Annotated in this window: 14 protein-coding genes; 10 read left to right on the top strand and 4 right to left on the bottom strand. The window is 31.8% G+C overall.

What is annotated here, in order from left to right:
* Positions 1-84: 84 nt before the first annotated feature.
* On the bottom strand, positions 85-4635 hold the full coding sequence (gene dnaE / locus H2650_RS04180) for a DNA polymerase III subunit alpha (protein ID WP_188049490.1): 4551 nt from the start codon (positions 4633-4635) through the stop codon (positions 85-87).
* 654 nt (positions 4636-5289) lie between these two features.
* Here dnaE and leuC point away from each other — a divergent pair.
* From leuC to leuB, 7 genes are all read left to right on the top strand, one after another.
* Entirely contained in the window at positions 5290-6684 is a 1395-nt protein-coding gene (leuC, locus tag H2650_RS04175) for a 3-isopropylmalate dehydratase large subunit (RefSeq protein ID WP_188049489.1), read from the top strand.
* A gap of 197 nt (positions 6685-6881) precedes the next feature.
* The gene (leuD, locus tag H2650_RS04170) at positions 6882-7478 is read left to right on the top strand and encodes a 3-isopropylmalate dehydratase small subunit (protein ID WP_188049488.1); all 597 of its coding nucleotides are present in this window, start codon (positions 6882-6884) and stop codon (positions 7476-7478) included.
* A 336-nt stretch (positions 7479-7814) separates the two neighbouring features.
* Positions 7815-9335, top strand: coding sequence for an alpha-isopropylmalate synthase regulatory domain-containing protein (locus H2650_RS04165; RefSeq protein ID WP_188049487.1), 1521 nt, complete (start codon positions 7815-7817; stop codon positions 9333-9335).
* A 73-nt stretch (positions 9336-9408) separates the two neighbouring features.
* Entirely contained in the window at positions 9409-10707 is a 1299-nt protein-coding gene (locus tag H2650_RS04160; RefSeq protein WP_188049486.1) for a M48 family metalloprotease, read from the top strand.
* Between the two features lie 24 nt (positions 10708-10731).
* The gene (locus H2650_RS04155) at positions 10732-12231 is read left to right on the top strand and encodes a DUF6770 family protein (RefSeq protein ID WP_188049485.1); all 1500 of its coding nucleotides are present in this window, start codon (positions 10732-10734) and stop codon (positions 12229-12231) included.
* A gap of 32 nt (positions 12232-12263) precedes the next feature.
* Entirely contained in the window at positions 12264-13730 is a 1467-nt protein-coding gene (locus H2650_RS04150) for a DUF6770 family protein (RefSeq protein WP_188049484.1), read from the top strand.
* Positions 13731-13775: 45 nt separating this feature from the next.
* Positions 13776-14837, top strand: coding sequence for a 3-isopropylmalate dehydrogenase (gene leuB / locus H2650_RS04145; RefSeq protein WP_188049483.1), 1062 nt, complete (start codon positions 13776-13778; stop codon positions 14835-14837).
* A 193-nt stretch (positions 14838-15030) separates the two neighbouring features.
* On the opposite strand, the gene H2650_RS04140 is transcribed toward leuB, so the two are convergent.
* Positions 15031-15393 carry an RNA-binding protein gene (locus H2650_RS04140; protein ID WP_121924530.1) on the bottom strand — a complete coding sequence of 121 codons (363 nt, stop codon included), beginning with the start codon at positions 15391-15393 and terminating at the stop codon, positions 15031-15033.
* A 473-nt stretch (positions 15394-15866) separates the two neighbouring features.
* Between H2650_RS04140 and H2650_RS04135 the strand changes: the two genes are divergently transcribed.
* The 3 genes from H2650_RS04135 to H2650_RS04125 all read left to right on the top strand — a co-directional run bounded on the left by H2650_RS04135 (position 15867) and on the right by H2650_RS04125 (position 17783).
* The gene (locus H2650_RS04135) at positions 15867-16424 is read left to right on the top strand and encodes a 30S ribosomal protein S16 (protein WP_188049482.1); all 558 of its coding nucleotides are present in this window, start codon (positions 15867-15869) and stop codon (positions 16422-16424) included.
* Between the two features lie 15 nt (positions 16425-16439).
* Positions 16440-16964, top strand: a complete 525-nt coding sequence (gene rimM / locus H2650_RS04130; protein ID WP_188049481.1) for a ribosome maturation factor RimM — start codon at positions 16440-16442, stop codon at positions 16962-16964.
* A gap of 111 nt (positions 16965-17075) precedes the next feature.
* Positions 17076-17783, top strand: coding sequence for a tRNA1(Val) (adenine(37)-N6)-methyltransferase (locus H2650_RS04125; protein WP_223151065.1), 708 nt, complete (start codon positions 17076-17078; stop codon positions 17781-17783).
* Between the two features lie 72 nt (positions 17784-17855).
* Here the strand turns inward: H2650_RS04125 and H2650_RS04120 are convergent, their stop codons facing one another.
* On the bottom strand, positions 17856-19433 hold the full coding sequence (locus H2650_RS04120; protein WP_188049480.1) for a vitamin K epoxide reductase family protein: 1578 nt from the start codon (positions 19431-19433) through the stop codon (positions 17856-17858).
* A 799-nt stretch (positions 19434-20232) separates the two neighbouring features.
* Complete coding sequence (locus tag H2650_RS04115; RefSeq protein WP_188049479.1) at positions 20233-21855, bottom strand: AraC family transcriptional regulator; 1623 nt, start codon at positions 21853-21855, stop codon at positions 20233-20235.
* Positions 21856-22126: the final 271 nt, after the last annotated feature.

The following is a 22126-nucleotide window of genomic DNA, read 5'->3' as shown; positions in this document are numbered from 1 at the left end:
TATGCATGCATATTAAAATCAGCTCTTTAGGTCGAAAAAATTAACATTTACAACTATAAATAAAAGAGCTCTTTGGGTTAAAAATTAATTTAATTTGAAATTTATTTGCATTTTTTCTAATTCTAGTAACAATTCATTAGAAATATTAATTTTTAATTTTCTGCTTGGCATTGCTAATTTAGTAACAACTTTAATCTCCTCAATTTCTTCTACTTTTGCCTTAACTACAGCATTTGAATTTGCCATAATATCAGCTTCAATTTCAGAATCCTCATTCTCCTCCACAAAAACTTCTTCGTCATTTTCTATTTCTGGAGCAGCGACTTCAACAAGCCTTTTCGTTTTTTCGATTTCCATCACTTCAAAAGAAACCGTATTATCTCCTTTATTTTCCTGAAAAAGACGACTTAGTTTATGAATAAATTCTGCTTCTAAATCATTTATATTCAATAGTAAAATTAATTTCTTAGCAAAAATACTTAGTACATCTTGCAACTGTTTTGCATCCGTAAATTGCATTCTTGGTTCTGATTTTTTACCAGTATCTCTGTTTACCCATCCGTCTTTTATCAAAATTTTAAAATAAACAAAATTATTAGGAAGTAAATAGCGATGAAAATTCAAGTATTCTTCATTAAATATTTTAAACTCAAAACTTTCATCAAAGCCTTCTAGATTAAAAATCGCCCATTCCTTTCCGTTTTTAGCAATACGTCTTTGTACATTAGAAACTATACCTCCAAAAGCAAGTGTTTTGCCTACATGAGCCTCCATGTTTTTGAGCGCTTCTAATTTAGAATTGCAGAAATACTTCATTTCAAATTTAAAATCATCCAAAGGATGTCCAGAAATATAGATTCCAACCACCTCTTTCTCTTTCGCTAGCTTTTCCATAGTACTCCAGTCTTCGCAAGGAGGCACAACAGGTTCCTCTATTTGTACATCGCTGCTTTCGCCAAATAAACTCACTTGAGATGAATTTTCATTTTCTTGGTATTTAGAACCATATCGAATCGCTTTTTCGTAAAAAGTAATTCCGTCGCCATCATCATGAAAATATTGAGCTCTTGTGGTGTTTCCAAAAGAATCAAAACCACCCGCTAAAGCCAAGTTTTCAATTGCTTTTTTATTGGCGGCACGCAAATCAATTCGTTTGGCTAAATCAAAAATAGATTTGTATTTTCCATCTTTTCTGTTTTCTACAATAGTTGCTACTGCTCCAGAACCTACACCTTTGATAGCGCCCATTCCAAAACGGACTGCATAATCGTCATTTACAGTAAATTTATAAAAAGACTCATTTACGTCTGGTCCTAAAACCTGCAATCCCATTCGCTTACATTCCTCCATGAAAAAAGAAACTTGCTTGATATCACTCATATTATTAGACAAAACGGCAGCCATATATTCCGCAGGATAATTGGCTTTTAAATAAGCGGTTTGATAAGCAATCCATGCATAACAAGTCGAGTGTGATTTATTAAAGGCATATTCTGCAAAGGCTTCCCAGTCTTTCCAAATTTTTTCTAGTTTATCTTCGGCATGACCTTTGGCGGCAGCTTGATTGATAAATTTGGGTTTCATTTTATCCAAAACATCTTTTTGCTTTTTTCCCATCGCTTTACGTAAAACGTCAGCATCACCTTTAGAGAAATCGGCTAGTTTTTGGGACAAAAGCATTACTTGCTCTTGGTAAACTGTAATTCCGTACGTATCTTTTAATAATTCTTCGCACGCATCTAGATCATAAATAATCTCTTCTTCACCATTTTTTCGCTTGACGAAACTCGGAATATAAGCAATTGGCCCCGGACGATACAAGGCATTCATGGCAATTAAATCCGGAAAAACCGTTGGCTTTAATTCCTTCATGTATTTCTGCATTCCTGGACTCTCATATTGAAAAATTCCCACCGTTTCTCCACGTTGAAAGAGTTCGTATGTTTTTAAATCATCAATAGGAAACGTATCCGGATCAAGATCGATTCCAGTTCTATATTTTACTAATTTAACAGTATCTTTTATCAAAGTCAGGGTTTTCAAACCCAAGAAATCCATCTTCAACAAACCGGCACTTTCTACCACCGAGTTGTCAAATTGTGTTACATACAAATCTGAATCTTTAGCAGTAGCCACAGGAACAAAATTCGTAATATCGCTTGGCGTAATAATTACTCCACAAGCGTGAATACCAGTATTTCTAAGATTTCCTTCTAAAACTTTAGCTTGCTGAATGGTTTCTCCACCTAGATCATCTTCACCGGCAAGACCAATTAATTCTTTAATTTTATCGTATTCTTCTGGACGAACTGCCTTTTTAATTACGTCTTCCTTTTCATTTAAAAAACGAGCCAAGTTCCATTTAGACGGCATCATTCCTGGAATCAACTTGGCAATTTTATCTGCTTCAAATAAGGGTAAATCTAAAACTCTCGCCGTATCTCGAATGGCAGATTTCGTCGCCATTTTACCATAAGTGATAATTTGTGCCACTTGTTTTGAACCGTATTTACGAATCACATAATCCATAACGCTGCTGCGACCTTCATCATCAAAATCGATATCAATATCGGGAAGGGACACACGATCGGGATTCAGGAAACGCTCAAAAAGCAGGTTGTATTTTAAGGGATCTATATTCGTAATCTTCAAACAATACGCAACTACTGAACCCGCTGCAGAACCACGACCGGGTCCAACAGAAACTCCCATGCTTCGTGCCTCAGCAATTAAATCCTGTACAATCAGGAAATATCCAGGATAACCAGAATTCGAAATCGTTAATAATTCAAAATCGAGACGTTCTTGAATTTCTTCTGTGATCTCTGCATATCGTCTTCTAGCACCTTCAAAAGTAAGGTGTCTTAAATACGCATTTTCTCCACGAACTCCTCCATCTTTTGCATCTTCAGGATCATTGAACTCTACTGGAATTTCAAATTTCGGAAGTAAAACTTCTCGAGCCAAGTCATAAATTTCAATTTTATCTACAATTTCTGCTATATTAGAAATTGCTTCTGGCAGATTAGCAAAAAGTTGCTTCATCTCGTCTCCCGACTTGAAATAATATTCCTGATTCGGCAATCCGTAACGATAACCACGACCACGACCTATAGGTGTAGTTTGCTTTTCGCCATCGCGCACACAAAGCAAAATATCGTGCGCATTCGAATTTTCCTTATCTATATAAAAGGTGTTGTTTGTAGCAACAATTTTAACATCATGTTTTCTAGCCAATGAAACTAAAGAAGCATTTACTCGATTTTCGTCTTCTTGATTGTGACGCATCACCTCAATATAAAAATCATCTTTGAATTCGTTCTTCCACCAAATTAAGGCTTCTTCGGCTTGATTTTCACCAATGTTTAAAATCTTATTTGGAATTTCTCCATACAAGTTTCCAGACAATACGATAATATCTTCTTTGAATTCCTGAATGACCTTTCTATCAATTCTTGGAACATAATAAAATCCTTCTGTATAAGCGATCGATGACATTTTGGCTAAATTATGATAGCCTTTTTTGGTCTTCGCCAAAAGCACTATTTGGTAGCCATTATCCTTGACCGACTTGTTTTTATGATCATCACAAACAAAAAACTCACAACCTACAATCGGTTTCATCGTAACTTCAGTAGGTTCCTCACCGTTTTCGATTGCCGCTTTATTTTTGGCTTCAGCCGCTTTATTGTGGTATAAAATATCACGCACAAAGTGAAAAGCACCCATTAAATTGGCATGATCCGTCATGGCAACAGCAGGCATTTTTTGTTGTGCCGCCGCTTTGACTAATGCTGCAATACTAATGGTAGATTGCAATACTGAGAATTGGGTATGGTTGTGTAAGTGCACAAACTGCGTGTCTACCAACACTTTTTTATTCTCAGAAAGCTCTTTCTTTGAAACCGCTGGTTCCTGTTTCTCTCCAAATTGCTGACGAATTTTATCCGAAGCCGCTTTGAGATTGATATGTTTTAAACCAATTAGCTTTATTTCGGAAGGATTTCTATTTTGAAATTCTTTGAAATAACCTGGCTCCACATCGAGTTCTTCCTTCGTGAAAATTTCACGTCTAATTAATTCTAGAAAACAACGCGTAGTTGCCTCCACATCGGCAGTAGCGTTGTGCGCTTCACCAAAAGGCTTATTGAATAAATAACTATGTAACTCTGTAAGTGTTGGTAATTTGAATTTTCCTCCACGACCTCCAGGTAATTTTAATAAAGAAGCAGTAACCTCTGTACAGGTATCCAAAATTGGCATGGAACTCATTTGGCTTTCTACTCCCAATCTATAAAATTCACAACCCATAATATTGATATCAAAACCTAAATTCTGACCTACAATATATTTGGCTTTGCCTAAAGCGACATTAAATTTCTCTAAAACTTCGGCTAAAGAAATTCCTTCGGCTTCGGCCAATTCTGTTGAAATTCCGTGAATACGTTCGGCATCATAAGGAATATTAAAACCTTCTGGTTTAACCAAATAATCCTGACGTTCGATGAGCTTCCCCATATCATCATGCAACTGCCAGGCGATTTGAATACAACGTGGCCAGTTGTCCGTATCAGAAATAGGTGCGCCCCAACGCTTAGGTAATCCTGTAGTTTCGGTATCAAAAATTAAGTACATAGCTGGAATTGAAGTGATTGTAATTATTTAAAATTACAAAAATTGAATTTCAAATTTAGGTTATTTTTAGACAAAAAACAGAAACCAACTTGTTAATAAAGAAAGAAAAAATACACTGCCTCTTTTGTGACAGATTCTCTGATGTTTTTTAAATCTCTCGACAAAAAAACATACACTTTTAAACCTTGAAAAATAACTACATAATTTTTTCTACAATCTGGATGTCGTAAAATAAAGTACTCGAAAAATAGATTAATAATACAATATTCAAAAAACATCAATGTAATGTATTGAGAAAATATAGAAATAAAAAAGACTAAGAATTATTTAATCAAAAAGTGTTTTATTATTAATTTATCAAAAAAAATATTTAAAACAAGTCAAAATATAGCAATTTTATAAATTATCAAACAAACACTACATGCCAATAAAAGAAAAACTTCTAGTAATTAAAGACAAAACAAAAAGCATCACAAAACAACATAAATTAAAAAAGCATCTCTAATACCTCGTAAAATTAGTTTGGGTATCGTATATAATCAATAATCGAAATTTGCTGCTTTATCTGTTTTTATAAATTTGTTTTTATTACTACAATTCCATAAAATAATTGGGATGTAAAATCAAAAAATACACTTAAAAAAAACAGTTAAAATGAGTACTACATTATTTGATAAAGTATGGGATTCGCATGTGGTGCGAAAAATTGATGATGGACCAGATGTGTTTTTTATTGATCGTCATTTTATACATGAAGTTACGAGTCCTGTTGCTTTTTTAGGTTTAAAAGAAAGAGGTATTACCGTTTTGTATCCGGAGCGAACTTTTGCTACTGCCGATCATAACACGCCAACTATAAATCAACATTTACCTGTTGCAGACCCTTTATCAGCGAATCAGCTGAAAGCATTAGAAGATAACGCTGCCGAATACGGCATTTCGCATTGGGGATTAGGACATCAAAAGAACGGAATTGTTCACGTTGTAGGACCTGAAAACGGAATTACATTACCCGGAGCAACAATCGTTTGCGGAGATTCTCATACCTCGACACATGGTGCTTTTGGAGCGATTGCTTTCGGAATTGGAACTTCGGAGGTTGAAATGGTACTAGCCACACAATGTATTATGCAGCCAAAACCAAAGAAAATGCGGATCAACGTAAATGGAACTTTGAGTAAAGGTGTTGGTCCAAAAGATGTTGCTCTTTACATTATTTCTAAACTGACCACTTCTGGTGGAACGGGGTATTTTGCTGAATACGCTGGAAATGTTTTTGAAGACATGTCTATGGAAGGTAGGATGACGGTTTGTAATTTAAGTATCGAAATGGGTGCTCGTGGTGGAATGATTGCTCCTGACCAAAAGACATTCGATTTCCTTGAAGGACGATTATATGCTCCAAAAGGAGAAGCGTGGATCAAAGCAGTTGAATACTGGAAAACTTTAAAAACTGATGCTGATGCAATTTTTGATAAAGAATTAAACATTAAAGCAGAAGATATCGAACCCATGATTACTTATGGCACAAATCCGGGAATGGGAATTGGTATCTCAAAAAACATTCCAAAAGCCAACCAAGTAGAAGGCGGGGAAGAAACCTATAAAAAATCATTAGCCTATATGGGCTTCGAAGAAAATGATGTCATGATTGGCAAACCAATTGATTTTGTTTTCTTAGGAAGTTGCACCAACGGACGTATTGAAGATTTTAGAGCTTTTACAGAAATTGTAAAAGGTCATAAAAAAGCAGATAATGTAACCGCATGGTTAGTTCCCGGTTCACATGTTGTTGAAGCTCAAATAAAAGAAGAAGGTTTACTAGACACTTTAACAGCAGCAGGTTTTGTATTACGTCAGCCAGGTTGTTCTGCTTGTTTAGCGATGAACGATGATAAAGTTCCTACTGGAAAATATGCAGTAAGCACTTCCAATAGAAATTTTGAAGGTCGTCAAGGTCCGGGTTCAAGAACCTTATTAGCAAGTCCAATTATGGCAGCAGCAGCGGCAGTTACAGGAAAATTGACAGATCCGAGAGAGCTTTTTTAAAAGATTTAAGAATGTAGATTAACGATTTTTGACCCGAGCGCTAGCGAATTGGCGTAGCATTTCAGATTTCGTTAGAATACTAAATTTTTTATTAAAGTGACATTTTACAATATATTACATAAAAAATAGCGATTAAAAATAGGTCTCTTCGCAGAAATCAACAATCTAAAATCGTTAATCTAAAATCTAAAATTCCCATGGCTTACGATAAATTTAATATTCTTACCAGTAGCGCAGTGCCGTTACCAATAGAAAACGTAGATACAGACCAAATAATTCCAGCTCGTTTCTTGAAAGCAACAGAGCGTGTCGGTTTTGGAGATAATCTTTTCCGGGATTGGCGCTACCATCCTGATGGATCGAAAAAAGCAGATTTCGTTTTGAACAATCCAACTTACTCCGGAAAAATTCTTGTTGGCGGAAAAAACTTTGGCTCGGGTTCTTCTCGTGAGCATGCTGCTTGGGCGGTTTACGATTATGGTTTTAGAGCCGTTGTCTCTTCTTTTTTTGCTGATATTTTTAAAGGAAATTGCTTGAATATTGGCGTTTTGCCCGTTCAAGTAAGCCCTGAATTTTCTAATAAAATTTTTGCTGCAATTGATGCTGATCCTAAAACAGCATTAGAAATAAACCTTCCTGAGCAAACAATTAAAATCCTACAAACAGGGGAAACAGAAACGTTTAACCTCTCTGGTTATAAGAAAGAAAATATGATTAATGGTTTTGATGATATTGATTATCTACAAAACATAAAAGAGGAAATATTAGAATTTGCGGATAAATTACCGTATTAATAATTACAAAGCAGCACTATTTACTATCTATCTCTTGCCTTGTTGATTAATACATTGATTGCTTTTTAAAAAAAACATCAATTATAAAGGTATAAATAGTGGTGTTTTATTACTGAATAAAAATAATAAATCTGGATTTGTTATGCTGTTACGAGTTCGCGTGAGGGATTGCAGTGGAAATCCTTTTTTATAAAATGCAGCCTTTTGGCAAATTTTATAAAAAAGATTGTAGCGGAAAGCCCGACAGCAATAAAAAACGGCTAACGATAAAGTGGCTTTTGCCGTTTTTTTATTGGTGACACGCCCCAAAAAAAATAAGTCAATACGAAAACCATAATGGGAAAAAGAAAAATTGAAATAATGGATACGACACTTCGAGATGGGGAACAAACCTCTGGAGTTTCGTTCTCGGCTGCAGAAAAACTAACCATTGCGCAATTATTACTCGAAGAATTAAATGTTGACAGAATCGAAATTGCTTCGGCACGTGTTAGCGAAGGCGAATTTCAAGGTGTAAAAGGTATTATGGCGTGGGCTGAAGAGAAAGGATATAGCAATAGAATTGAGGTTTTGACTTTTGTTGACGGTGGCCTTTCTATTGAATGGATGAAGAATTCGGGAGCAAAAGTTCAAAATTTATTGACGAAAGGCTCGCTAAATCATTTAACGCATCAATTAAAGAAAACACCCGAACAACATTTTGAGGAGATTGCTCAAACCATAGCGTTGGCTCAAGCAAATAATATTGACACTAATGTTTATTTAGAAGACTGGAGCAACGGAATGCGTAATTCACCGGAATATGTTTTTCAGTATTTAGATTTTTTGACACAACAACCAGTAAAACGTATCTTACTTCCTGATACTTTAGGCGTTCTTATTCCTTCAGAAACTTTCAGTTTTATTTCTCAAATAACGACAAGATATCCTGATACTCATTTTGATTTTCATGCACACAATGATTATGATTTAAGTATTGCTAATGTGATGGAAGCTGTAAAAGCAGGCATAAATGGGCTTCATGTAACGGTAAACGGGATGGGAGAACGTGCTGGAAATGCGCCTCTTGAAAGTACTGTTGCGGTTATCAATGACTTTATGCCAGAAATAGAAATGAGTGTAAAAGAGTGTTCTTTGTACTCTGTGAGTAAATTGGTAGAGACATTTACAGGCTATAGAATTCCGGCTAATAAACCTATTGTTGGTGATAATGTTTTTACTCAAACAGCAGGAATTCATGCGGATGGCGACAATAAAAACAATTTATATTTTAATGATTTGCTTCCTGAACGCTTTGGCAGGCAACGAAAATATGCATTAGGAAAAACATCAGGTAAAGCCAATATCGAGAAAAATTTGCAAGAATTAGGTTTGCAGCTTAATCCCGAAGATTTGAAATTAGTAACACAAAGAATTATAGAATTAGGTGACAAAAAAGAAACCGTTACCAAGGAAGATTTACCTTATATTATATCGGATGTTTTAGACAGTCAGACTTATCAAGAAAGAATTGTAGTAGAATCGTATATTTTATCTCATGCTAAAGGAATGCGACCTTCGACCACTTTGTCTTTAAAAATAGAGGGAGAAATTATTGAAGAACACGCGCAAGGTGATGGACAATTTGATGCTTTTATGAATGCTTTAGCCAAAATTTATAAAACCAAAGATTTAGAATTACCAAAATTAATTGATTATGCTGTTCGAATCCCGCCAGGAAGCAGCTCCGACGCATTGTGTGAAACTATCATTACATGGACAAATAAGGGAAAGGAATTTAAAACAAGAGGACTAGACTCTGACCAAACCGTTGCTGCGATTGTTGCTACACAAAAAATGCTAAATGTAATGTTGTAGCAAAAATCTTAATTAAATTTTAATAAAAATAAAACATTAGTATATTTGCGCTCTTAAATTCTAAATTTAACAAATGAAATACTATTTTTTTACTACTCTTTCTATTTTATTATTTATTTCAGGTCACGCCCAAAATTATACTCCATTTGATACGACTTCCTTTTCTAAACGTAAACTTTTTATCGAAGAATTTTCAAATCGTCATAAATTAAAGATTAAAGAAATTAAGAAAGCTTATTCTGGTAATACGAGTAAAGAGATTCAAGAAAGTTATAGCAACCAATTTGAATACATAAAAAGAAAAATTGACAAAAAAGAACTCTACTTTGATGATAAAATACAAAGCTACATTGATAAAATTGTTACCGAAATCATCAGCAACAATCCTGTTTTAGCTGATAAGAAAATCCAGGCTTATTTTTCTAGGAATTCAGAACCGAACGCTTTTAGCATAGGAGATGGTACTATTATTTTTAATTTGGAACTTTTAAAATATTTAAATGACGAAGCAGAAATAGGATTTGTTTTGTCTCACGAAATAGCACATTATGTTTTAAATCATCGGGATACTAGTATTCAAAAATCGATCATTGCCCAAAATAGTGATGAAAATAAAAAGGCTGAAAAAGAGATTAGAAAATCAAAATACAACAAACAAACTAAATCGGATGCACTTGTAAAAAAATATGTGTACGATGGCAAGTACAAATCTCGTTATCATGAATTTCAAGCCGATTCATTGGGATTAGTTTTCTACAAAAACACCAATTACAATTCTGCCTCAAGTATTGATTTATTAAAACATCTTTCTAAAACAGATACAGAAAGAGATAGTTTAAGTAGAAAAAGTTACGTTAAAAATTTTACTACCAAAAATCAACCGTTTCTTAAAGATTGGATTGTAATGGAAGATTTTTCTAAATACAATTATTCAAAAGATCATATTTTTAATTGGAATATCGACTCCCTAAAAACCCATCCGAATTGTGATGAGCGAATAGAAAGAATAAGCAGCAAAATTGGAACGAAGAAAAAAGATTTTTATACTGATAAAATATTGTTTACTGACTTAAAAAAAAGAATTGAATACGAGCAGATCTATAATGATTATTACATTGAAAACTATGGAGAAAGTTTGTACAATTGTTTGAAACAAAAAGAAAAAGATCCAAAAAACATTTTCTTAAATAAGATCATTGCCGCTAATCTAGAAGCGTTGGCTAAAGCAAAAAAGGAAATGAGAATAAACACTTATATTCCATCTATAAATCCCAAAGCACACACTAAAAGCCAGCAATACTATTACGGCTTTATGTCAAACTTGACTCTGAGCGAACTTACACAATTAGCAACTGACTATAAAAATCTATAATCCAAAATTACTTTAATCACAATTATGAAAAATACTTACTTATTCTTTCTTTTCCTTTTAAGCACCGTAAGCTTTGCACAATCTTACGCAATATTGAATTCAGCTGATGGAGAACTAATGACTTTCCAACCTATTTATGAAGACAAAGAGCTTTTTGGATATGTCGAACTGCGCCAAATGAATATTGATGAAAATTTAAACAATACTATAAAATACATTGTTTTAGACAAAAACTTCAATACAATATGCTCAGGAGATTTTATTGAAAAAACATCTAATTTAAGGCGAAAGAAAAGATTTAATGATATTACTTATTCTGACGGTTTTATTCGTCTCGACTTTTTTGAATTCACTCAGGCTTTAGGCGAGAACATTTACCCATATTTTAAAACATACCAAGTCATAGATTTAAAAAATAATAGTATTGTAAGCAGCGGAATATATAATTCCGACGTAAAAGAAATTGACAAAAAATACGAAAAAATAGACACCAAAGGTTATTACAGCTATTCTTTAAACAACGTGGGTTTTTTAATCCAAGCAACTGATCCGAATACTAAAATTAAGAATGAAGTTAATTTTCTTTACGCGTTAAACTTTAAAAACGAAAAATTATGGGAGTATAAAAGCAATGTAATCTTAAAGAAAAATAATTATCTACAACTCAGTGTACTAGACTATAATAGTCAAAATATTCTTTTAGAGGAATTTACAGATTATGGAAATAAAAAAGATATTAGGAATTTTGTAGTTCTAGATACAAAAACCGGAAAAGAATTATTTCGATTACCTATAAAAGGGACATTTCTACTCGAGAGAGAAAATATCTATTTGAAAGATGAAAAAATTTATGAGTGGGGACGCTTTTTTGAAGAAGAGAAAAAACTTCTTTATCACAAAAAATATCTATACGCTACTTATGAAAAATACGAAAAAAAATCTTTAGGTGTTTTTCAAAGAATAATAGACATCAAATCAGCTCAATTAATTAGAGATAAATATGTGAAATACAGTGAGTTTCCTGCATTAGAAATCAATAAAAATGGTAAAGTTAAAAATAAAGGTTTCTTAACCTTTCAAAAATGTAGTAGTAACCCAGATGGAACTTTTATGATTTTAGCCGAATCATATTGGCAAAAAAACCAGTACAGGGATTACAATAAATTATATACTTTTTTAATTGACGAAGCTTTTAATCCGATAAAATCAGTTGAATATGATGTAAAAAGAACCAGAGGATACAAATATGACTTCTCGCAAACTTTACCAAATAAAACCGGCAGAGCTTATTTCTTTTTTGACAAAAACGACGATAAAGATTTGGAATTAAACATCTTAAATTACTACTATAAATCTAAAAAAGAAGTCATTCAAAAAATACCAATCACCAACGACGATAGTGTAATTTCTGTTTTTCCAGCAAAAACAGGTTATGTCGCAATTGCTGAATATTTTAAAAAACCCAAGAAAAGTGGTAAACTTATGGAAATACGATTGGAAAAACTAAACTATGACCGAGAGTAATCATAATAGAAAATAAAACAAAAAATTACTTTATGAAAAAAATTATATTTCTATTTATTCTTATAACTCAATTTAGTTTTGGGCAATCCTACTCCGTTCTCAAACAAGCTGATGGTGATTTTGTTTCTTTTGATCCTTTTTACGAAAATACAGATTTATTTGGTTATGTAGAATTACGAGAAATGAATACAGATGAAAATTTAAATGTCACTTTTAAGTATATAGTCTTAGATAAAAACATGAACAAAATTTGTTCAGGAGAAATAAAACAAAAAAAAGCAGACGACGCTAAAAGTACAAAGGTAATTTTAGATGACATTAATTATGCTAACGGCTTTCTTAGATTTGATTTTTATAATGTTTTTATAAGCGGATCTAAAAATTTTAAAGCCTATACCACACTTAATATAACAACAAATACAATTGTTAATACTGGTATTTACAATCCTGAAATAAAAGCAATATCAAAAGAATATAAAAACAATAGTAGGTCTTTATTTAATACTTCCTCTTTAGGTAAAAATGGATTCTTAATCAATGAGAGGAGACTATTTGCAAGTAATAAAGACCCATTTTATAATAAAATCCATGCCGTAGATACTAAAAATGAAACGATTTGGGAATTTACTAGTAGTCACGTTTTTAAAGATAAATATATTTTATACAAAACTTTAGCCACCGATGACAACTACATTTTGATGGAAGGTCACGCATACAAAGGAAATAACGACAACAATCATAAAATTGTACATTATATTGTTTTAGATTCTAAAACAGGTAAAGAATTACTTTTTGCTGAAGTTAGCGAAAAGTATACTCATATTTTTGATTATCATTTTATTCAAAATGGTCTACTATATATGGGAGGAAAATATTATGAAAAAAACAAAAACAATAATTACAATAGTCTAGCATCAATTGGCTTAAACCAAACCGTTTTTGATATTAAATCGAACTCCCTCTCAAGAGAAACTTACCTTCCTTATGAAAAATTTAAAGATGTAGAAATTAATAAAAGTGGAAAAGTGAGCAAAGAAGGTTATTTAACTTTTCAAAAAACTAGTTTAAATCCTGATGGGACTTTCTTCGTTCTCGCGGAGTCGTATTGGCAAAAAAGTAATTATCGTACCTATACCCAACTCTATACATTTATGATGGATAAAGACTTTAATCCTATAAAAACAGTAGAATATAATGTGAAACAGACAAAAGGATACAAATACGATTTCTCACAACGTTTACCAGATACAACTGGTAGAGCTTATTTCTTTTTTGACAAAACTGATGATAGAGATCTGGAATTAAATATCCTAAACTATTATTATAAATCTAAAAAACAAGTAGTCCAAAAAATGAACATCAGTAATGATAATAGAACGATTAGCATTTTTCCTGCAAAAACTGGTTATGTTGGGATTGCAGAATACTATAAAGATCAAAAAAAGCAAGGGAATTATATGGAAATACGCTTAGAGAAACTAAATTATGAGCGAGAGTAAATTCTTTACTACAAAAACTATTAACTAAACCTAAACTACACCAACATGAAATTTAAAATAGCGCTTTTAGCCGGAGACGGAATTGGACCAGAGGTCATAAATGAAGCTGTAAAAGTATCTGATGCTATTGCAAAAAAATTCAATCATGAAATTATTTGGACACCTGCCTTAACAGGAGCTTGTGCCATTGATGCTGTTGGTGTACCTTATCCTGACGAAACTCATGAAATTTGTATGGCTTCAGATGCCGTTTTGTTTGGAGCCATTGGCCATCCAAAATATGATAATGATCCAACAGCCAAGGTAAGACCAGAACAAGGATTATTGTTAATGCGAAAGAAATTAGGTTTGTTTGCCAATGTACGTCCAACCTTTACTTTTCCTTCTTTAATCGATAATTCACCCCTAAAAAGAGAGCGTATCGAAGGAACCGATTTAGTCTTCTTAAGAGAATTAACCGGTGGAATTTATTTTGGAGAAAAAGGCCGAAGAGATGGAGGAGAAACAGCATATGACAACTGTGTGTACACAAGAGCTGAAGTACAACGACTAGCTAAGAAAGGATTTGAACTAGCGATGACACGTTCTAAAAAATTATGTTGTGTGGACAAAGCGAATGTTTTGGAAACTTCCCGTTTATGGAGAGAAACAGTACAAGCCATGGAGAAAGACTATCCCGAAGTTACCGTTTCGTATGAATTTGTAGATGCCGTTGCGATGCGATTGGTACAATGGCCCAACACTTATGATGTATTGATTACAGAAAATTTATTTGGAGATATCTTAACAGATGAAGCCTCAGTCATTTCAGGATCTATGGGACTCATGCCATCAGCATCTGTGGGAGAACACACTTCATTATACGAGCCAATTCACGGTTCCTATCCACAAGCAACTGGTTTGAATATTGCTAATCCACTGGCGACAATACTTTCTGCAGCGATGATGTTTGAAGATGCTTTTGGTTTGAAAGAGGAAGCTGAAGCCATTAGAAACGTAGTTAATAAATCATTAGAACAAGGAATTGTAACAGAAGATTTAGTTGCTAAAGGCGCAAAAGCATACAAAACAAGCGAAGTTGGCGATTGGTTGGTTGCTAATCTTTAATATAAATTTAAATTATAAAAGCCATTCATTTACTCGGATGGTTTTTTTTATAAAATTTCATTCTATCGCTACAAATCACGAAAGTGAGTAGAATTATAACCCAAATAGTTTTAGCGAGACAAATTAAATTCATAGAAACAAAAAAGGTGTCAATTTGCATTGACACCTTTTTTTATAGCTGTAGAAAAAAATATTAATATCCTCCTCTGTTTCCACCACCACGGTTTTCTCCACCACGGCTGTTTCCACCACCATAACCACCGCGTGAATCTCCACCACGACTGTTATTGTTAAAACTTCTTCTTTCGCCTTCTGGTTTTGGCTCAGATTTGTTTACAACGATTGCACGTCCTTGAACAGTTGCACCGTTCAATTCGTCAATTGCTTTTTGAGCTTCGTCATCATTTGCCATTTCAACAAAACCGAATCCTTTACTTCTTCCTGTAAATTTATCAGTAATAATTTTAACTGAATCAACTGCTCCGTATGCCTCGAAAGACTCTCTTAAATCTGCTTCCTCAATACTGAATGGAAGGCTTCCAACAAAAATATTCATATGTACTTATTTAAATAATACAACAAATGTAGTGCATTTAATTCGTAATCTACTATATATTAGCTTATTTATGATTTTTATTTAAATTCATGCGAAAAATACAGCATCTTTAACAAAAAATTTAGAAAAACTATAACCGTTAAAAAAGAACTATTGATGAATTTTATATATTGAAAGTATAATTTAGCGTAACCAAGTTCTAAATTTAAGATCGCATTTATTAAATAGATCAATTTAAAATTAAACGTGTAGCATTTATCAAAACGATTTAAAAAATCTAAATCCAAAAAAGACTTCTGTAAATAAAGTAAGAGTAGTTAAAAATAAAAAGTAATATAAAAACAATACTTGATCTTTACTAATCAGCCCTTCATAATTAAAACACAGCACGAATTAGTAGATATCAATAAAAAATGTATCTTTGCACCCTTAATTAATCGAGGTCGAGTACCTCAAAATTTAATCACAAGATTATGTCAGTAAAAATTAGATTACAAAGACACGGTAAAAAAGGAAAACCTTTTTACTGGGTTGTAGCTGCAGATGCACGCTCAAAAAGAGATGGTAAATACCTAGAAAAAATTGGTACTTACAATCCAAATACAAACCCAGCAACTATCGACTTGAACCTTGATGCTGCAGTAAAATGGTTGCACAATGGTGCTCAACCAACTGATACTGCAAAAGCGATTCTTTCTTACAAAGGAGCTTTATTGAAACATCACCTTGATGGTGGTATCCGTAAAGGAGCTTTAACTCAAGAACAAGCTGACGCAAAATTGGCGACTTGGTTAGACGCAAAATCTGGAAAAGTTGATGCTAAGAAAGATGGTTTAACTAAAGCACAAGCTGATGTTAAAGCAAAAGCTTTTAAAGCAGAACAAGATGTAAACGCAAAACGTTTAGCTGCAGCTGCACAAGCTGAAGCAGATGCTATTGCTGCTGCAACTCCAGCTGTAGAAGAAGAAGTTGAAGCTGCGGCTGAAGAAACTCCTGCTACAGAAGAAAATAACGAAACAACTGAAGCATAATTTTAATAGCGAAAAATGCGTAAAGAAGATTGTTTCTATTTAGGTAAAATCGCTAAAAAATTTAGTTTCAAAGGGGAAGTTCTTGCCTATTTAGATACGGACGAACCTGAGTTATATCAAAATTTGGAATCAGTGTTTGTTGAATGCAACAAACACTTGGTTCCATTTTTTATTGAAAGTAGCTCTTTGCACAAGAATGATTTCCTCAGAATCCGATTTGAGGATATGAATACCGAAGAAGACGCTGATGCTGTAATAGGCAACGACTTGTATCTTCCATTAAAAATGTTGCCTAAACTTTCAGGTAACAAGTTCTACTTTCACGAAGTAATAGGTTTTGAAGTCGAAGACAAACGCCTTGGTGTAGTTGGCAAAATCGAATCTATTAATGACACTACAGCCCAACCTCTTTTTGAAGTTTTAAATGGTGAAGTTGAAATTCTTATCCCTATGATTGATCATTTCTTGGTGAAAATTGACCGAGAAAACAAAAAAGTAATCATGGATTTACCTGAGGGACTTATTGAAATGTATCTTTAGAGAAAATGACAAGTGGATCGTTAGTAGCAATTTGTTTTATAAAATCTAAAATGCTTTGCCAGTTCGCTAACGCTCGGGTCACTATCTATTAATCCTCAATCTTCAATCATTTTGTTTCAATTCAAACAATTTTCTGTAAATCAAGACCGCTGCGCGATGAAAATCGGGACTGATGGTGTTTTGCTTGGTGCTTGGACACCAATAAGCAACAATCCTTATAGTATTTTAGATATTGGAACAGGAACAGGAGTTATCGCTCTAATGCTTGCACAAAGAAGCCATGCAGATCAAATTGACGCCTTAGAAATTGACGAAAATGCTTATGAGCAATCTGTAGATAACTTTGAAAATTCCCCTTGGAGTGATCGTATATTTTGCTATCATGCAGGTTTAGATGAATTTGTAGAAGAACCAGAAGATGAATACGATTTAATTGTATCGAATCCTCCTTTTTACACCGAAGACTACAAAACGGATAATGAACAAAGAGATTTAGCGCGGTTTGCAGATGCGATGCCTTTTGACGATTTACTGGAGGCTGCGGATTTATTATTATCTGAAAATGGAGTTTTTTCAGTAATTATACCCTTTAAAGAAGAGCGTAGTTTTTTGGCTTTAGCCAAAGAATATGAATTATATCCTTTCAAAATTACGCGTGTAAAAGGAACACCAACTTCAGAAACCAAGCGTACTTTATTGGCATTTAGCCGTAAAGAAATTTTAGATTTCGCTATTGATGAATTAATTATTGAAACTGCTAGACACGCTTACACGCCAGAATATATTGAACTAACTAAGGATTTTTATTTGAAATTTTAATTCGCCTTAAAAATATCTTTAAACTGATATAATATTCTTTCTAACAATCTCAAATACTTTAAAATTATAATACTACGCTCTGACTTCTTGAGTTAAATTAGCCAATTGATAAAACTCTCTTTCCATTTCAAAATCATTAAAAAAATACTTCAATTCATTTATTTCATAACCAGAAGGCAATAATTTATTATTTACAATTTTGACTGGGGTATAATTAAATTTATTTTGAAGACACCAATCGTACTGCTTTTGGATTTCATCTTTAAATTTTGTGGTTATAGTTTCTACTCCCCATTTAATTTTCCATTCTTTTAATCCAATTTGTTTCAAATGCCAATCGGTAATCGCTTCATGTATCCTATCCGGATTAACATCATTAATAGCGAGCAAACTCTCGACAACAACAGTATAGGGATTATCGTTATTAAACGGATTAACATTGAACAAAACATTTAAAAAGATCTTTTTGGGATATTTCTTTACTAAATCAAACCCATCTTTAAAGGCTGCATGACAAAGGCTAGAATTAGGGCTAAGAATCAAATTAAGTTGAACAGAGGCCTCCTTATTACCAAAAGTTAATCCTTGCAAAACTTCAAATCCTTTTAATGTTGTTACATCTTGTAGTAAAAAATCAAATATCATATAATTCCGCTTAAATTTTTTAAGCTCCTTTATAGATTTTTTACCTTCAATAATATTTTCTAAAATTGGTTTAATAACTATCCAAAAAGAGGAAATAAATATTAAGGAAATAATATAGGCAAAAGGAAACAAAATAGTCTCTAAATTAAAAGCTTCCGTTACAAAAAACCAAGCTAAACCTTGGATTAAAATAATAGACGCCACAACTAAACACAAAACACACCATTTTTCTAATATTACTCTTCTTATCCATAATCTATAAACTATTAATGGAATAGCAAAGAGACTAAGTGCTCCAATTAAAACACATGAATTTGTGGGTTCTAAAACTATTGACAAAAGGTTTATACTAAAAAAAAGCATTGGCAAATCAGAGTAATTTAGCCACTTTCTTATCGTTCTGTTTTTAGACTTGATAGGGGATGTACACGAAGTATTCGAACTTTCATTACAAAATTTAGAGATCAACTCATTTTGGTATCCCAATTTTTCTTGAGTGATAAGAGTGCTGAAAAACAGTCCTACAATACTTGTTGAAAGTAGAAAGTAATCATAAAAAGTATATTTATTGTAGAAAAAAGAAATTGCAATTATTAATAAAACGGGAACAATACATTGGAGTAACTTGACATGAACATTAGATTTTTGGTTTAAAATAATCTCGTTAGGCTCAATGACAATAACTAAACCGCTCCAGCCCTCTTTAAATTCATCGAAGGTCAAATGCTTTTTTTCTCCCTTAACATTAAGAAAAACAAGGCTACTTAAAGTTTTAGAAACTAAAACTAAACTTTGTTTGAATACAGCCAAAAAAGAATCAGGTAATTCATTAAAGTTTTCTTTAGGGATAGTATCTACTTTATTGGGGATAGAAAGCAAGGCTAATGAATCCGTTATCGCAAACAAACTTGGAAAATTAGGATGAGACTGAAATAAATCCTCAAATTCTAATTTCTCTTGCGAATAATTATTTCTTTCTAAATACTTTTCAACTAAATTTATCATATTATTCTCTGTCAAAAAAAATAGATTGATACAATGCTTTTTACAAATATGAAGTTTTTTTGTTTTGCTAAATCTATTTATGCCAATAATTCAACAATTTCACACTTACAATTTATAAATTATCATACTGCAATAATACTATTAAATATTTAAAATACAATTACTTGCGGGTAAAAACATAGTAGATAAAAATAATAAAAAAGAAAGCAGTCTTTAAAACCAGTAATTTGAAAAAATTTAATAATCTTTCTATTTTTTCATTAAAAAACAGTAATAAAAATAGAAGATTAAGTTCAAAAGGTACTATGAAAATTAAAACTCTAATACAATTATTATGAAGTTGATTAAACCAATTTATAAATATAAATTTTGGCAACATCATGAGAATACTTGTAAAAAACAAATCAAAACTTAAAAAATGAAACTCAAAATGAAGTTGTTATTTATTGTATTAACATCATGAAATATAATGTTAATGTAGATTACGGTGATAATGTCAAATAATTATGGAATTCAAAATAACAAAACCAATCATATGATTTATTTTTAAAATATTAATAGGAGGAAACTAAATTTTAAAGAGAATGTAATAAAAGAAAGTTTTCAAAATTAATATTCAAGAGCAAAAAAATGGAAACGCAAAACCCTTTATTTTTTTGTCGGTTCTGAATGTCATTATTATGTGTTTTCTGTAATATTATTATTTTTAAAATTACTGATGGAAAACTAAAAGTATTCATTACAAGTAAAAACTTTTAGAGTATGAAATCTTGATTAAATCTAACTAATTTATAAGGAATTAAACAATTTCTTTCTCAAGTCCTTTAATAAATTGAATCGGTGTAACTCCTGTTCGTTTATTAAAGGATTTTGTAAATGAAACGGCATTTTTAAATCCTACACTTTCCGCAATTGCTTGAGTAGAATATTTTCTATAAGTTGCATTAGAAATCATTTCCTCAATTACATAATTTATTCTAAGTTCATTTAAATACTCACTAAACGTTTTATTATAATGATTATTAACTACGCTAGAAAGATAAGAGGTGTTAGTTTTGATTTTTTTTGCGGCAGATTGTTGGGTAAAATCAGGTTTTAAATATTCTAATTTTTTTTCTAAAAATTTTAATTTTTCTAAAATTTCATTTTCTTTTTCAATACTAATTACAGAAGAAGTGTTTTTGACAATTTCTTGATTGATTATAATTTCTTTCTCTGAATTAATTCTATTCATTCTGTATTCCTCAATCAAATCAGCTACTTTACGTTCCGCTATTTTTTTCTTTTTAAAACCTCTTACTGCAAGAAATCCTAAAAAAACAACTAAAACACATAAAACTAAAACAACCAAAATAGTAAGATTCTTTTTGTATTTATAGTCTTCTTGAATGATTTTCATTTCCGTTTTTAATTGTTCCTTACTCTTTTTAAAATTAACTTCAGCTATTTCTTTATTCAGCTTAAATTCATTTTTTTCATAGTTTTCTAAATATATTTCCGAATATTTAGCCGCCTCTTCTTGATTTTTAAGAGCTTGGTATATTTTAGCTTGATAATAATTAGATTTTAGGAATTCTATGGGATTCGCTTTATCGGCATAATAAATTGAATCTACTTTTTTAAAATACACTAGAGATTGTTTGTATTCTTTTTTATAATAATACAAATCTCCTAGATTATATATGATCTTAGAATATTCAAGAAAAAAACCATTTTCTTTTGAGCTATTCAAAATACTTTGATATCCTTTTTCGGCTTCTGAAAAATTTTTCTTGAGGTAATAAATATTTGCTAAATTCATCTGAGCTAACATTTTATTATAATCTAAAGATTTAGAATAAATAATAGCTTTAACATAATAAAATTGAGCAGAATCTAAATATTCGGTTTTATCTATTTTACTTTTGTAGAAATCCTCATAATATTTACCTAAATTCAAATTTATTGCACTTTTATACATATTAAATTGCTCATCTGAAAATAGATATCGCATTTTATCAATCATCAGGTCTGATTGTTTAGAAATAGAAATAGCTTCTTTATAATTTCCTACCTCATTATTTATTAAGCCTATGTTTATATTAAATTTGAGTGCTTGTACACGATCATTGATACTGATAGACAATTTTCTCCCTTCTTGAAACTGATCTAATGCATGGCTAAAATCACCTCTTTTCCAAGAACTTAAACCGCCACAATTTAGCAAATAGGCATTCATTTCTATTTTATCTTTAGAAGAAGAAATCTTTTTTAAACTTTCATAGGCTCTATCCAATGAGAATTTTGAGTTCTGAACATCACCTTTAATTTGATACAAGTAGGATTTGGTTCCTTGAGCAAAAGCTTGATGCAAATGATTATTAGAAGTTTCTAATTTATCGGTATAAATAAAAGCGCTATCAATATTAGAACTTGATAACAATCTAATTTTATTTTTAAAAATCGTATATTCCTGCTCTGACAAATTAGATTTGCTTTGGGAATACGATACCGTTATCATTAAAAAAAAACAATAAAATAGATAACGCATTTCAGGTTTGGTTTAAAAAAATTAAAACCCAAATGTAAAATTAATAGATGAACAATTGAGAATAAAAATTTCAATATTTTTAAAAATGTCAGCAATAGCAATAATCTATTATATAAAATTAAAGAATAATTTATTTTTTTAGCATCAATCGCTTACTCTAGAA

The sequence above is a fragment of the Flavobacterium sp. GP15 genome (assembly GCF_014281985.1).
Taxonomy (GTDB): Bacteria; Bacteroidota; Bacteroidia; order Flavobacteriales; family Flavobacteriaceae; genus Flavobacterium; species Flavobacterium pygoscelis.
The sequence above is the reverse complement of the archived record's forward strand: the minus strand, read 5'-3'. Positions and strand labels throughout refer to the sequence as shown.

Excerpts from the sequence above, each read along its gene's own strand:
- dnaE (WP_188049490.1), bottom strand. The coding sequence starts at position 4,635 with ATGTACTTAATTTTTGATACCGAAACTACAGGATTACCTAAGCGTTGG.
- leuC (WP_188049489.1), top strand. The coding sequence starts at position 5,290 with ATGAGTACTACATTATTTGATAAAGTATGGGATTCGCATGTGGTGCGA.
- leuD (WP_188049488.1), top strand. The coding sequence starts at position 6,882 with ATGGCTTACGATAAATTTAATATTCTTACCAGTAGCGCAGTGCCGTTA.
- H2650_RS04165 (WP_188049487.1), top strand. The coding sequence starts at position 7,815 with ATGGGAAAAAGAAAAATTGAAATAATGGATACGACACTTCGAGATGGG.
- H2650_RS04160 (WP_188049486.1), top strand. The coding sequence starts at position 9,409 with ATGAAATACTATTTTTTTACTACTCTTTCTATTTTATTATTTATTTCA.
- H2650_RS04155 (WP_188049485.1), top strand. The coding sequence starts at position 10,732 with ATGAAAAATACTTACTTATTCTTTCTTTTCCTTTTAAGCACCGTAAGC.
- H2650_RS04150 (WP_188049484.1), top strand. The coding sequence starts at position 12,264 with ATGAAAAAAATTATATTTCTATTTATTCTTATAACTCAATTTAGTTTT.
- leuB (WP_188049483.1), top strand. The coding sequence starts at position 13,776 with ATGAAATTTAAAATAGCGCTTTTAGCCGGAGACGGAATTGGACCAGAG.
- H2650_RS04140 (WP_121924530.1), bottom strand. The coding sequence starts at position 15,393 with ATGAATATTTTTGTTGGAAGCCTTCCATTCAGTATTGAGGAAGCAGAT.
- H2650_RS04135 (WP_188049482.1), top strand. The coding sequence starts at position 15,867 with ATGTCAGTAAAAATTAGATTACAAAGACACGGTAAAAAAGGAAAACCT.
- rimM (WP_188049481.1), top strand. The coding sequence starts at position 16,440 with ATGCGTAAAGAAGATTGTTTCTATTTAGGTAAAATCGCTAAAAAATTT.
- H2650_RS04120 (WP_188049480.1), bottom strand. The coding sequence starts at position 19,433 with ATGATAAATTTAGTTGAAAAGTATTTAGAAAGAAATAATTATTCGCAA.